This window comes from Niabella sp. ZPM-14 (genome assembly GCF_055693045.2).
In genome coordinates this window covers 2,815,877-2,829,904 of record NZ_CM181148.1, presented here as the reverse complement: position 1 = coordinate 2,829,904, position 14,028 = coordinate 2,815,877, and the positions used below count along the sequence as shown (strand labels likewise).

Annotated in this window: 15 protein-coding genes; 10 read left to right on the top strand and 5 right to left on the bottom strand. The window is 44.8% G+C overall.

Translation table 11 applies throughout. The features are described 5' to 3' along the window. The first annotated feature begins 74 nt into the window (after window positions 1–74). Complete coding sequence (gene gnd / locus ACU37H_RS11940) at window positions 75–1,529, top strand: decarboxylating NADP(+)-dependent phosphogluconate dehydrogenase (RefSeq protein ID WP_472704160.1); 1,455 nt, start codon at window positions 75–77, stop codon at window positions 1,527–1,529. A 75-nt stretch (window positions 1,530–1,604) separates the two neighbouring features. Here the strand turns inward: gnd and ACU37H_RS11935 are convergent, their stop codons facing one another. The 3 genes from ACU37H_RS11935 to radA all read right to left on the bottom strand — a co-directional run bounded on the left by ACU37H_RS11935 (window position 1,605) and on the right by radA (window position 4,339). After that, entirely contained in the window at window positions 1,605–2,126 is a 522-nt protein-coding gene (locus ACU37H_RS11935; protein ID WP_472704162.1) for a glutathione peroxidase, read from the bottom strand. A gap of 26 nt (window positions 2,127–2,152) precedes the next feature. Continuing rightward, window positions 2,153–2,857, bottom strand: coding sequence for a ComF family protein (locus ACU37H_RS11930; protein WP_472704164.1), 705 nt, complete (start codon window positions 2,855–2,857; stop codon window positions 2,153–2,155). 96 nt (window positions 2,858–2,953) lie between these two features. After that, window positions 2,954–4,339, bottom strand: a complete 1,386-nt coding sequence (radA, locus tag ACU37H_RS11925) for a DNA repair protein RadA (RefSeq protein WP_472704166.1) — start codon at window positions 4,337–4,339, stop codon at window positions 2,954–2,956. 639 nt (window positions 4,340–4,978) lie between these two features. Between radA and ACU37H_RS11920 the strand changes: the two genes are divergently transcribed. Then, complete coding sequence (locus ACU37H_RS11920; protein ID WP_472704168.1) at window positions 4,979–5,668, top strand: zinc metallopeptidase; 690 nt, start codon at window positions 4,979–4,981, stop codon at window positions 5,666–5,668. A 77-nt stretch (window positions 5,669–5,745) separates the two neighbouring features. On the opposite strand, the gene ACU37H_RS11915 is transcribed toward ACU37H_RS11920, so the two are convergent. Then, entirely contained in the window at window positions 5,746–8,244 is a 2,499-nt protein-coding gene (locus ACU37H_RS11915) for a DUF5686 and carboxypeptidase regulatory-like domain-containing protein (protein ID WP_472704170.1), read from the bottom strand. A gap of 168 nt (window positions 8,245–8,412) precedes the next feature. Between ACU37H_RS11915 and ACU37H_RS11910 the strand changes: the two genes are divergently transcribed. The 4 genes from ACU37H_RS11910 (at window position 8,413) to ACU37H_RS11895 (ending at window position 9,715) form a co-directional block, all read left to right on the top strand. Then, on the top strand, window positions 8,413–8,643 hold the full coding sequence (locus ACU37H_RS11910; RefSeq protein WP_472704172.1) for a hypothetical protein: 231 nt from the start codon (window positions 8,413–8,415) through the stop codon (window positions 8,641–8,643). A gap of 67 nt (window positions 8,644–8,710) precedes the next feature. Then, window positions 8,711–8,905 (top strand): hypothetical protein, encoded by a 195-nt coding sequence (locus ACU37H_RS11905; protein ID WP_472704174.1) that lies wholly within the window; start codon window positions 8,711–8,713, stop codon window positions 8,903–8,905. A 6-nt stretch (window positions 8,906–8,911) separates the two neighbouring features. Further along, window positions 8,912–9,220, top strand: coding sequence for a hypothetical protein (locus tag ACU37H_RS11900; protein ID WP_472704176.1), 309 nt, complete (start codon window positions 8,912–8,914; stop codon window positions 9,218–9,220). 9 nt (window positions 9,221–9,229) lie between these two features. Continuing rightward, entirely contained in the window at window positions 9,230–9,715 is a 486-nt protein-coding gene (locus ACU37H_RS11895; RefSeq protein WP_472704178.1) for a hypothetical protein, read from the top strand. Window positions 9,716–9,864: 149 nt separating this feature from the next. On the opposite strand, the gene zwf is transcribed toward ACU37H_RS11895, so the two are convergent. Beyond that, window positions 9,865–11,391, bottom strand: a complete 1,527-nt coding sequence (gene zwf, locus ACU37H_RS11890; RefSeq protein WP_472704180.1) for a glucose-6-phosphate dehydrogenase — start codon at window positions 11,389–11,391, stop codon at window positions 9,865–9,867. Window positions 11,392–11,576: 185 nt separating this feature from the next. On the opposite strand from zwf, the gene guaB reads away from it, so the two are divergent. The 4 genes from guaB (at window position 11,577) to ACU37H_RS11870 (ending at window position 14,017) form a co-directional block, all read left to right on the top strand. Next, window positions 11,577–13,073, top strand: coding sequence for an IMP dehydrogenase (guaB, locus tag ACU37H_RS11885; protein WP_472704182.1), 1,497 nt, complete (start codon window positions 11,577–11,579; stop codon window positions 13,071–13,073). 77 nt (window positions 13,074–13,150) lie between these two features. Then, window positions 13,151–13,426, top strand: coding sequence for an Rdx family protein (locus ACU37H_RS11880; protein ID WP_472704184.1), 276 nt, complete (start codon window positions 13,151–13,153; stop codon window positions 13,424–13,426). A 63-nt stretch (window positions 13,427–13,489) separates the two neighbouring features. After that, window positions 13,490–13,738, top strand: coding sequence for a type II toxin-antitoxin system Phd/YefM family antitoxin (locus tag ACU37H_RS11875; RefSeq protein ID WP_472704186.1), 249 nt, complete (start codon window positions 13,490–13,492; stop codon window positions 13,736–13,738). Between the two features lie 6 nt (window positions 13,739–13,744). Further along, on the top strand, window positions 13,745–14,017 hold the full coding sequence (locus ACU37H_RS11870; protein ID WP_472704187.1) for a Txe/YoeB family addiction module toxin: 273 nt from the start codon (window positions 13,745–13,747) through the stop codon (window positions 14,015–14,017). Window positions 14,018–14,028: the final 11 nt, after the last annotated feature.

The window sequence follows — 14,028 nt, the reverse complement described above, 5'->3', positions numbered from 1 at the left end:
TTGGTTTTGTACGTACAGGAGATTAAATTTGACGTTCTTATTTAAACGATAAAAATCACTTTTAATTTTTTGTTATGGCAGCTATATCAGATATCGGCGTAATCGGCCTTGCGGTGATGGGTGAAAATCTCATTTTGAATATGGAAAGCAAGGGTTTTCATGTAACGGCGTTTAACCGGACAGTCGATAAGGTCGATCATTTTGTAAATGGCAGAGCCAAAGGAAAAAATATTACCGGAGCACATACGATTGAAGAGCTGATAGGTTCTCTCAAATCGCCACGCAAGGTGATGTTGATGGTAAAGGCAGGTAAGCCTGTGGATGATTTTATTGAATTACTGATCCCTCATTTAGAGAAAGGCGATATCATTATCGACGGAGGTAACTCCCATTTTCCGGATACCGAAAGAAGAGTAAAATACGTCGAGAGCAAAGGCCTGCGTTATATCGGCACCGGTGTTTCAGGTGGAGAAGAAGGCGCGCTGCTGGGCCCTTCAATTATGCCTGGCGGATCCAAAGATGCCTGGCCGGAAGTGAAACCTATTTTTCAAGGCATTGCTGCCAAAGTGGATGACGGATCTCCGTGCTGCGACTGGGTAGGCGATGGCGGCGCCGGGCATTTTGTAAAGATGGTACACAATGGCATCGAATATGGTGATATGCAGCTGATCTGCGAAGTATATCAACTCATGAAAGACGTGTTGGGCATGAGCGCCGATGAAATGCATGAAGTATTTAAAGAATGGAACGAGGGAGAGCTGGATAGCTACCTGATCGAAATTACCCGCGATATCCTGGCATATAAAGAAGATGGCACGCCGATCATCGATAAGATCCTGGATACAGCGGGACAAAAGGGTACCGGCAAATGGACCGGAACCGTAGCGCTGGAGTTAGGCATTCCGCTCACGCTGATTACAGAATCGGTTTTTGCGAGATGTTTATCTGCTTTAAAAGACGAACGTGTGGCTGCATCCAAAGTGTTAACCGCTGGTCCGAAAGCCGCTTTTGACGGAGATAAAAAACAATTTATCGATCAGCTGCGCGATGCCTTATATGCTGCTAAAGTGATCTCTTACGCACAGGGCTACCAGATGATGCGCGCTGCTGCAAAAGAATATGGATGGGAGTTGAATTACGGGAATATCGCTTTGATGTGGAGAGGCGGCTGTATCATCAGGTCACGCTTTTTAGGAAATATCAAAGAAGCTTTTGATAACAACCCGGATCTGACCAACCTGCTATTGGATCCTTATTTCGCTGAAAAGATCCAGGCCTGCCAGGAAGGGCTTAGAAAAGTTACCGCAACCGCTATGCTGAACGGCATCCCGGTTCCTTGCCTGAGTGCAGGTATCAATTATTACGATGGCTATCGCACAGAAAGGCTTCCGGCCAACCTGTTACAGGCGCAGCGTGATTATTTCGGCGCTCATACCTACGAAAGAATGGACCAGCCTCGTGGAAAATTTTTCCATACCAATTGGACCGGCCGAGGAGGCGATACTTCTTCCACCTCTTACGATGTGTAACTACACTAATTGATAAAAAGAAACGCCGCTCAATTGAATAACTGAGCGGCGTTTTTATATGATTAATGGGATATCTTAGTTCAGATATTTCAGGATATCGTCGCTCATTGGCTTTACTTTAGAAGGAAACACGGTAATCAGCTGACCTTTTTCGTCTACTAAAAATTTAGTGAAGTTCCATTTCACAGGGTCTTCTATACCTTTCTTTTTTGCTTCTGCCACGAGGTATTTATAGATCGGTGCGATATCATCCCCCTTGACAGAGATCTTCTTCGCCATCGGGAAAGTTACCCCGTAATTTTTTTGACAGAAGGCAGCAATCTCTTCATTGGAGCCAGCCTCCTGCTCTTTGAAGTTGTTGGCCGGGAATCCCACCACCACGATCTTATTGCCATATTTTTTATACAGTGCTTCCAGCTCTTCGTATTGTGGCGTGTAGCCGCATTTGCTGGCCGTGTTAACGATCAGTATCTTCTTTCCTTTGAAATCTGCAAAATTGATCGTGCCGCCACTGAGGCCATCCACCTTAAATTTATAAATCGGGCTGGCGATGAACAACGTAGATGATAATAATACGGTAAGTAATAAAGTTTTCATTGTAATGATATTTGAGATGTATTGAATCAGGTATTAGATGTGTAGCCCAACGTCGCGATACTTATTTGAACACCGCTTATTTCAGTCATTGCTGTGGCGCAAGCCTCCAGCGTAGCTCCTGTTGTCATCACATCGTCCACTAAAAGTACTTGTTTATTTTCAATTGTTGCAGGCTGATCTGCCACAAATTTCCCTTCCATGTTTTGCCAGCGGTCGATGCTGCTTTTACGGGTTTGCGTTTCAGTAGCCATAGATCTTTGAATCGCATTCGTTACAACAGGAAGGTGTAGCACTTTTGCCATTCCCTCGCAAAGAATCTCCGACTGATTGTATCCGCGCGCGCGCTGCCTGCTCGCATGAAGAGGCATCGGGATCAGCACCTGCACGTTGTTAAAACGTCCGCTTTCTAATAACTGGCTGCCCATCATTTGCCCCAATTGAAGTCCCAGCTCTTTATCTCCTTTGTACTTGAGCTGATGGATCACATTGCGGACCAGGAAGTGTTTGGTAAAATGAAGCTGGGCGGTCGCTGCCTGTAAATGAATTCTTCCCGCCAACTTTTGTTCGACAGGATTATTGACCTGGCATTCAAAACCAGTCCATGGAAGTTCATGATTGCATCGGATGCATAGCTGGCTGCCGGCAGGTAAAGCATCTGATCCGCAACCGGCGCAAACCTGCGGGTAAAAGAGATGCACCAAAGAATCCTTAAGAAGTTTGATGGTGTTCATAGGCAGATAGTTTATGGTTCATAGTAAATAGCTTATGGTTCATAATAGCTTATGGAACATTCGTGAACCATCAGCTACGCACTATGAACCCTAAAATTAAAACAAATACTGGTACACTTCCTCGACCCTGGCCATCGCTACTACTTCTATGTTGAACTTTTGGCGGCTCTGGCGCAGCGATTGGTTGTATTTGGAAACAATGATCTTTTCAAACCCTAACTTTTCCGCCTCGGCGATACGCTGGTCAATTTTATTGACCGCACGGATCTCACCGCTTAACCCGATCTCACCGGCAAAACAAATGTTCTGAGGCAACGGCACATCTTCATAAGAAGACAGCAAGGCACAAAGCACGGCCAGATCAATGGATGGATCTTCTACTTTGATGCCGCCGGCGATATTTAAAAACACATCCTTCACCCCAAAGTGAAACCCTCCGCGCTTTTCCAGCACCGCCAGTAATAACTGCAGTCGCCGGAGGTCAAACCCGCTCACGGTTCTCTGAGGCGTTCCATAAACGGATTGGGTCACTAATGATTGTACTTCAATCAGTAACGGCCTTATTCCTTCGAGCGTAGCGGCGATCGCAATACCGCTCAGTTGTTCTTCTTTTTGCGTGATCAGGATCTCGCTCGGATTGGACACACCCCGCATGCCCTTGTCGGTCATTTCATAAATACCCAGCTCGCTGGTACTGCCAAACCGGTTTTTAAGCGTTCGCAATATGCGATAAGCATAATGCCGGTCGCCTTCAAATTGCAGCACCACATCTACCATATGTTCCAGTATTTTAGGACCGGCAATGCCCCCCTCTTTGGTAATATGTCCGATCAGGAACACCGGCGTATTGGTTTCCTTGGCATAGCGCTGAAATTCTCCCGCACATTCTTTTATCTGCGAAATACTCCCCTGCGATGCGTCTATCAAATTGGATTGTAAGGTCTGCACAGAATCTACGATGACCACATCCGGTTTTAGTTTTTTTATTTCCTGGAAGATCGTTTGCGTTGATGTTTCTGTCAGCAGAAAGAACTGGTCATTGTCAATAGCACCTTCATGCTGCAGCCGATCGGCCCTCATCTTAATTTGTTGTTCACTCTCCTCACCGCTTATGTATAACACTTTGTGATCGGTGAGCTGCAATCCTTCCTGAAGAAACAAGGTGCTTTTCCCGATACCCGGCTCACCCGCGACCAGCACGATACTGCCCGAAACGATACCGCCTCCTAATACGCGGTTCAACTCAGGATCGGCAGTGACAATCCTTCTTTCGTTGCTACTCTTTACTTCCGAAAGCGTCACAGCCTTTGTAGCGCGCTTCTGTTGCCCTGCATATTCATTCCAGTTTTGTTTTCCGTTTGTCTTTTCGATTACTTCTTCCACAAAGCTATTCCACTGGCCACAAGCCGGGCATTGACCCAGCCATTTCACGCTTTCATATCCGCAGTTCTGACAGAAAAAAGACTTCTTCACTTTACTCATGCCATAAAAGTAGTGAATAGTTGCATCAGGAAGTTGAACGCTTTTGAAACTTGTAGCAGAAGCATGAACATAGCAGAAGTGATTTTATGATGCTGGCAAAGAGTTTGCGACGGATAAAGACGATCCGCCTTTTGAAATAAAAATTTTTTAAGTGAAGAATATAGAGATTGTCCGATATGGATGGCGCTGGCGCAACAGTTTTGGTTCAGAGATAGAATGAAATGGCTTCGGATTCTTATTCACTTTCACATAATGAACCGTCATGAAAAGAATAATGAAACGGTTAGGTTTACTTGCTCATTTTTTTTCAGAAACGAAAGGTACAAAAAGCAAAAAGGCCTCGCTTGCGCTTGGCCCTTTTACTTACTAACCCATTAAATTCTGCTACTAAGGTACAAATACGATTTAATATTAAAAAATGAAATTATGCAGGGACAGGATTAATAAATTATAAACGCTGAGATAAGATTTAGATTAATTTTTCATAAACAATTGATTATCAATATTAAAATCTCAACCACATCGCCGTTAAAAATTAGTCAAATAGTTTTCTACATGACAAAAAGTCGCAATTTTTGTACTAAATTGCAGATGGTTCCTAATTTGCGTGGTTACGGCTATAAAACAATTTTTTAATACATGACTCCGTCAATTTTTTTAGTTTCAATCATTTTCGTCGGCATTAGTATGCTGGTGTCGATGATTTTGAAAAGTAAGTTCAAGAAATACGCTCAGGTTCCTTTGGCTAATGGTATGAGCGGCAGCGAAGTAGCACAAAAAATGCTGCGTGAGAACGGGATTTACGACGTTCAGGTGGTTTCTACGCCTGGCTTTTTGAGCGATCACTACGATCCTGCAAAGAAAACGGTGAATTTGAGCCCTGATGTATATGAAGGCCGCAGCATTTCAGCGGCGGCTGTGGCAGCGCACGAATGTGGACACGCGGTGCAACATGCGACAGCGTATGGACCACTTCAAATGCGCAGCAAACTGGTTCCCGCTGTTCAATTCAGTTCAATGATCGTGAATTGGGTGTTATTGATCGGGGTGGTGATGGCGGCTTCCGGCAATACCACTTTATTGCTGATCGGTATTATTTTGATGGCCGTGACCGTTTTATTCAGCCTTATCACGCTGCCCGTGGAGTTTGACGCCAGTAAGCGAGCACTGGCCTGGTTACAACATACTAATGTAACCAATAGCAACGAATACCCCCAGGCGAAAGACGCGTTGAAATGGGCCGCTACCACTTACGTTGTTGCTGCATTGGCAGCCGTGGTGACCCTGATACAGTATATTATGATCTACATGGGCGGTCGAAGAGATTAATCATTATCTGCCCTAATCGATTTAAAGGCTCGCTGATGACAGCGGGCCTTTTTAAAGTAATACCCGCAGAAATTCACTTAATCATCATTAGAAAACTGAATTGCACCTCCCAAAAGACCGCCCAGGCCCACGCGTACGCCAAATTGTGTTCGCAACAGTGGTTGATAACCCGCCACGAAATCGACCCTGAAGATCTTGAAAATATTCTCCAGTCCGGCAAAAGCTTCGGCGTAGTGCTGCTGCTGATTAACATAAAAAGCGTTACTACCGACCACCAGGTTCCATTTTAGCCGGTTGAACAAAGGAATCTTGTTCGTAAGCAAACCGTTCAGATGATGCTCTACATTGACCTGGCCATACCATTTTGCCACGTTGCTATAAGCATAGTAGGGAGCCAGCTGAAAGCTATTCAGGTAATTTAAGTTGTAAAAAGTGCGATTCCCGTTAAAATGTGTCATGTCCGGGATGCCATAGTGATCTGCATTGATAAAACCACCCATACTGATCCGGTACTTCAGAAGGCCGGCCAGCTTCAGATCTTGATCGTCCGAGACACCCACCTTCCATTTATTAAAATTCACATCGCTTCCAAGCAACGACGGCACACCGGTTGTAAAATCTGCCATAAACAAAGGTTGGTTCGACCCGATGGGCATTTTATGAGTGGGATACTGAACATATTTTTGCCCGGCCTGGTAGCGAAAGGAAACCCCGGCAACCATCGCCTGGTGACGTGTAAAAGGAACATTTGCCAGCGCTTCGGGATGATTCGGCGTAAACGCACGGTTATTTCCGGAGAAAGCATAGTCTGTCGTATTTTGCAACGGTAACCGGTCTTCGTACCTGAGATTCAACCGGAGTGTAAGACCATTATCAAACCTGTTATTATAAGCAACACTGCCAAACCAGTTCTCATATAGCTTCATATAGTTTTGTCTGAACACCAGGGTGTAAAAACTGTTCGTAAGCGGATCAATGGGCCCATCGTTATTCAGTTGGCTCACGCGTTTACCTCCGGACAACGACAAATATCTCTGACGGTAAGGCAACGCTTTAGGCATGAAACGCAACGTCCCGTAAGTGTTGAAGTGCTGATTTTTGAATCCGTAGCGCATGTTCCAAAAAAAATAGTAGTTATACTTACCTTTCTCGGGCGTGTAGTTAAATCGCTGGTCTACCTTTAGCGCCAATCCTTCAACAGTGTTGTACTCAAAGCCTTTTATGAGGCCGCGCAACCGGTAATAGGCCGTCTGATCCTTTGCATACCATCGATAAGTCTGGTTGTTCCAGAGTACGTTGAAGACCGTTACTTTCTGACGCTTGCGAAGCGAGTCATAATACGTTTTAGGCCGGTTCTTGTTGGCCTCCGCGATGCTGTCGCGGATCGTGTAGTAGCGTTTTTCGTCTTCCTCCAATGTTATCGGGCGGCTTTGCTTCCAATAGTTAGTATCTCTTTGGTAATAACCGGAATCATATTTCATCACCACATTATTGAAATAGCCTTCTCCAAAATCAGGACGGAAGTTATAATTGCTATACACATTTACAAAGCTGCCGACGCCTTTAAAACCCAGCTTGTCGAAGGCAATAGATATGATCTGGTTTTTTGTTCTCCATACGCCGTTCGCAACCGGGCTATGTAGCTGTGTGATACGCAGCGTATCGATCAGCTCCAGCTGATATTCTTTTGTAAGTAAAAGATCAAGGCTGTAGATGCGCCAGCTTTTATCGGTGATCTCAATATTGCCTGAAAACAATGGTTCGTTTCTTCTTTTCGGAATTACCCGGATCGTTTTTACTGTGACGCCATCGCGTTCGTAGGTATTCAACAGTTTGTACCGGTAATAATGAAGCGCGGCATCAGCAATGGGCGAAATATAACCGCGGGAAGCATTGTTGACATCAAAAATAGTGACGATGTTGGTATAAAATGACGTGACCCTGGAGAATACCAGGCCCATATTACTACCTTTTGAAAAACTGGACAGCACCGTTATTTTTGATTGCGAAGGCGGCACTTCCTCCAGCAGTAAATTGGATTCGGACAGCATCAGTACGCCTTTTCCCATAGAGTCGAGGCCATCCGAAGGATCGCGTTCCACTTTCTGTCCCAACACCCTGTCAGGGATTTCTTTAGTCTTGATCAGGCCTTTCAGATAAATATTGACGGAAACGGAGTCCGTCTGGCGCTGATAATAGCTTTTCTTTTTGATCGCTTCGCGGATGATGCGATAAGCAGGGTCTTCGCCACGTACTTTCACGACGACCTCGCTCATTGTCTTTTGATGGGCTGATAAAATAATATCGAGCCGCTGGTCATTGCCCGTTACCTCAATAGTTTTTTCGACCGCGGTGAAACCGACGTATTCAAAAACCAGTGTATGCCGTCCCTCCCTTACATCAAGCGCATAAAATCCTTGGCTGTTAGCAGTGGTACCCATTTGCGTTCCTTTAACCGTTACAGAGGCGTATGCCAGCGGCGCTCCACTTTCGGTGGTGATCGATCCGCTGATCCTCGCTGCGTTCGATGTCGTAAAAGAAAGGACGATGGCGACAGCAGTGACAAGAGTTTTCATAAAGTAGTCAGTTTGATAGAAAACAAACTTGCGATTATTCTCTTAAAGGAAAAAGTTAAATGCCCATACAGTATATAAGACTGATTATCCTCATTCTAAAAAAAATTTTTTTTCACGCCAAAACGTATATTTGTATTGTTCATACATTACAAACACCAAAACAATTTTATGAACATTAAACACCAAACACAAAGCACCAAACTGCTTTTTTTAATCATCGTTTCTGGAGTACTTTTCTTTTCCTGCACCAAACAACAATTGCCAGAACCTGTTGTTGAGCACCCGTCAACCAATATGGAAAAAGCGTTGGCGTTAAAAAAAGGCAAAACCGCACGACTCGCTTTTTCTACTAAACAATCGCTGAACGAACTGTTGGGCAAAATGCAGCAAAGTCTTTAACGACTTTAGTAGTAAAAGGCGGATGCGGGCTAATTTTAATGATTATAATTTGCTATTTAATACAACTATGCAGCTTGAACTTGTGTTTCAAAAGAAAGGACTTTTTGGAATTTGGGGTAAGACCAAAGCACAGGAGCTTGCAATAGATGTAAACTGGTTTCGCTATACCGAAGACCATAATGGCTCTGTAGGTGGTTGGCATGATAAAAAATTTGGGACTAGTAAGTTTCAAAAAAATCAATACTATAGTATAGCCCAATAAAACAAAGTGGGAGATAATTTTGATGGATTAACAGTTAGAATATATGACACCTTAGTTACACAACCGACTTCATATAATTCAGGACTAAACGATTTTATTGAATATCGGATGCATAACAAAAGAGTCAGTGCTTTTAATACTGATAAAATTGTAATTTCTTTTATGGAACTACAGAACGGGGGAGATAAATTCCAACCTCATTGGCGGCAACAGGTAAGAGAAGTGAGCATAGGAACCTATGCTAAATATGATAATTATTGGGAAGCTATATATTATCACTCAATTGAAAAGGGAACAGAATCTTTATTGAATTAAAACCTCAGCATGAAAAATTGGAGAATAATATTTTATCTAACGATTACATCGACTTTTTGTTGTAAAGGATATGCTCAGGAGCGATCAAAATTTTTAACGCTCGAGCTTTGGGGAAACGGAAGCCACATATCGGTAAATTATGATTCCCGTTTCGCTTCTCGAAAAAATGGTTTGGGCTATCGCGTTGGTGTGGGAAGTGATATGAGCGACCTTGATAATCCAACTTTAAGCGTTCCTCTTGGTATCAATTATTTAATTGGCAATAATAAAAGTTTCGCCGAAATCGGACTGATAGCTGTGGCAGACAACTATTTCAGTCGGCATGGAAATTTTAGAACAAGGGCTAACCTTGGTTACAGATACGTAAGTAAAAGCGGAATAATGCTGAATGCGTTATGGACGCCACTGCTTACCACGAGTGACGCATTTGAGCGGCGAAGGCGGAATATAGGCAAATTAGTATGGTTCGGCTTCGGCGCCGGCATTAGACTTTAAATACAAAAGGACATCCTTTTATTTTTCTCTCTGTGCTTCTTCTTGTATTTCTCTCTGAGGCCTCTGTGGTAAAAACATAATCAACCTAAAAAGGTATACACTCCTGCAAAAGTGGCAGCTCAAAACCAGGCTGCCACTTTTTAATAAATCTAATGCTGTTTCCCGTTCGGCGGCAACGTAATCCACGTTCTGCCGTCTTTCGCGATCAGGGCTTCTGCATCTTCAGGTCCCCAGCTGCCGGGTGCGTAGTTCGGGAAATTATCCGGCGGACGTTTTTCCCAGGCATCCAGAATAGGCTCCATCACTCTCCAGGCGATCTCCACCTGGTCGCTGCGCATGTATTGGGTAGGATTGCCCATCATGGCATCCAGCAATAAGGTTTCGTAGGCTTCGGGTTGCGGCTCGTGGAAGGTGTCCTGGTAGCTGAACACCATATTCACCGGGTTCAACGACATCGTTTGTCCCGGGCGCTTTGCCTGGAAGCGCAGGCGGATGTCCATTTCCGGCTGAATGCTGATGGTAAGCCGGTTCGATCGCCAGGTTTCTGAAGCCTCCGGCGGAAAAGCGTATTTCGGACCTTCTTTAAATTGAATAGTGATCAGCGTGGTCTTCTCTTTCAAAAATTTTCCGGTACGGATATAGAATGGAACGCCCTGCCAGCGCCAGTTGTCTACATAAAACTTCACGGCAGCAAAGGTTTCCACTGCGGAATTGGGATCCACCCCTTTTTCCTCGCGGTAAGCCTTCTCCTCTTTTCCCTGCATCCATCCGGCAGAGTATTGCCCGCGTACCGCATATTTCTGAACATCTTCTTTCTTGATCTTGCGAAGCGCATTGAGCACATCCGATTTTTTGTTGCGGATCTCATCGGCATCAAAAGATACCGGCGCTTCCATGGCCACCATACACAACAGTTGTAAGATGTGATTTTGCACCATGTCGCGGAGCGCTCCGGAACGTTCATAATATCCGCCCCGGTCTTCCACACCCACGGTCTCAGATGCAGTGATCTGAACATGGTCTATATAATTACCATTCCATAGCGGCTCAAACAATGCATTCGCAAAGCGCAGTGCCAGAATATTCTGAACGGTATCTTTTCCGAGGTAATGATCAATGCGATATATCTGGCATTCATCAAACATGTTTGTAAGGAGCTTATTCAGTTCCTGCGCGCTTTTCAGGTCATGTCCAAAAGGCTTCTCCACCACAATGCGCAGCTTCTCCTTGGGCTTGTGGAGCTTCAGATCGTGCAGGTTGGTGGTGATCTCCGGCACCAGTTGCGGGGCCACTGCCAGGTAAAAAATGATATCTGCCTTTACGTCCCACTCTGATTCATGTTTTGAAATGATCTTCTTGATCGGTTCGTAAGAAGCGGGCTTATCTACGTCCATCCGCAGGTAAGAGATATGTTGCGAAAAATCTTCCCAGCTCCCCGGCGGGTTGTCTTTCCTCCTGGAGAATTCCTCGATGCCCTCAAAAAGATGGCTTCTGAATTTATCGTCGCTGTAGTCGGTACGCCCGGTGCCGATGATTGCAAACTTTTCGGGCATCAGGCCATCTATTGATAAATTAAATAAAGCTGGAGTAAGTTTACGCTGGTTCAAATCGCCGCTGCCCCCGAAGATGAACAGGATCGTGGCATTGGGCTTCTTTGTATCTGATTCTTTTTGCATGTCTATGTTTGCTCTTTTACAAGAGTATTTATAATTTGTTGCTTCGCAAATGTAGGTCAGATGTTTGACAATTTAAAGTCAGATTGTGGTATTGCAGGATGGATGGGGTTGTAGCATCTTTCGCGTCGCGCTGAATGTTGTTGTTTCAAATTTTCCAGTTTATTCCCATTCCCTTAATTTTGCACATGGCAACAAGAAATATCCCCGCAGCATCTGCAAATTCCCCAAAAATTTCATTAGAAGGTTTAACGTTTGACGACGTACTGTTGGTACCAGCCTATAGCGAAGTGTTACCAAGAGATGTCGAGATCCGTACCCGGCTTACCAAAGATATTACGCTGAACATCCCGATTTTATCGGCAGCAATGGACACGGTCACCGAAGCGGCACTCGCCATCGCCATGGCGCGCGAAGGAGGCCTCGGCATTTTACATAAAAACATGGGCATCGAGCAACAGGCAGCTCACGTGCGTAAGGTAAAGAGAAGCGAAAGCGGTCTTATCCTCGACCCCCTGACCCTTTTTGAAGATGAAACGATCGGCGACGCGCTCAGGCTAATGAAGGAGAACAAGATCGGGGGCATTCCTATTATTGACAAGGACAAAAAGCTGACAGGGATCTTAACCAACCGGGACTTGCGTTTTGAACATGACGCCAGTAGGCTGGTAAAGGAAGTGATGACCAGCGAAAACCTGGTAACGGCACCGGCAGGAACAGATCTGAAAAAAGCTGAAACAATTCTTCGCAGGCACAAGATCGAAAAACTCCCTGTTGTCGATAAACAAGGTAAACTGGTGGGGCTGATCACTTATCGCGATATTTTACAGGTAACCAGCTTCCCCAACGCTATCAAAGATTCGTTCGGACGATTGCTGGTAGGCGCTGGCATCGGGATCACGGCCGATGTGCTGGATCGTATCAGCGCGCTGCAGCATGTGGGGGTGGACCTGGTAGTGCTTGACAGCGCACATGGTCATACCAAAGGAGTGATTGATACCCTGAAAAAAGTCAAAAAGAATTTTAAAAAACTGAACGTAATAGCAGGAAACGTGGGTACTGCCGCCGGAGCCCTGGCCCTCGCGGAAGCGGGTGCAGATGCCGTAAAAGTGGGTATCGGACCGGGTTCTATCTGTACAACCCGCATTGTAGCAGGAGCCGGCATGCCGCAACTGTCTGCTATCATGGAAGCCTCCAGATCGCTTTCTAAAAAAGGCATTCCGCTGATCGCTGATGGTGGCATCCGGTATACCGGTGATATGGTGAAAGCTTTAGCTGCGGGGGCCGACTGCGTGATGATGGGAAGTGTGTTCGCCGGCACGGAGGAAAGCCCTGGCGAGACGATTATCTTCGAAGGCCGTAAATTTAAGGCTTATCGCGGCATGGGCTCGTTGGGAGCGATGGCTACCGGCAGTAGCGACCGTTATTTCCAGGATCCGGAAGATGATATCAAGAAATTCGTTCCAGAAGGAATCGAAGGTCGCGTGGCTTACAAAGGGTCTTTGAAAGAAGTGATTTATCAATATGTAGGCGGTCTGCGCGCCGGAATGGGTTACTGCGGCGCCAGGAACATTGCCGAACTGAAAAATGCCCAGTTTGTAAAGATCACCAATGCCGGTATGAACGAAAGCCATCCGCATGATGTGATCGTTACCAGGGAAGCGCCTAATTACAGCAGAAAATAGATCGCTGAGTGGATAGCTGACAGGTAATCGCTTTATGGGCATTATCTGTCAGCTATTTTCGTTTAGTTACTACACTAATGAAACCAATCATCACCATAGAATATTGCCCGAGATGTGGCTGGATGCTTCGTGCCGCCTATATGGCGCAGGAATTTCTCACCACTTTTTCAGATCATATTGAGATGGTGTCGCTAAAGCCCGGAGCCGTAAGCGGCATATTTACCATATCGGTAAACGATAAAGTCATTTTTGACCGGAAGGAAAACGGGGGATTCAAAGAAATAAAAGCATTGAAACAGCTCATTCGTGATGAGATAAACCCGGAAATGAGTCTGGGACATTCGGATAAATAGCTAAGCTCAAAAAATAGAATTGGACAAAATTTTGTACATATTGAGCGTACAAATTATATAGTCATGCAAGCTGTTTCCATTTCAGAATTAAGATCCAATATAAAGCGATACCTGGACGATGTAACAAAGTCTTCAGAAACGATCATTGTTCCAAGAACTTCATCAGAAGACGCAGTGGTATTGTTATCCATTAAGGAATACAATTCATTAGTAGAAACGGGACATTTGTTATCTACTGAAGCGAACAGGAAAAGATTAGGAGCATCTATTGATCAGTTAAAAGAAAAAAAGACCCGCAAATTCAATTTATAAAAATAAATGCATTTCGAGTTCACAGAACACGCGTGGGAAGACTTTGAGTATTGGATAGAGCACGGCGCTGATATGGTTGACAAAATCAAAGATCTGCTTAAAGAGATTAAAAGAACACCTTTTCATGGCCTGGGTAAACCGGAGCCATTGAAATATGACCTGAAAGGCTTCTGGTCAAGAAAAATTACCGGGGAACACAGACTCGTCTATAAAATAGACGGGAAAAAGGGGATAGACCCAAAATGTTATATTCTGCAATGCCGGTTTCATTACGATTAATGTCCAACTAA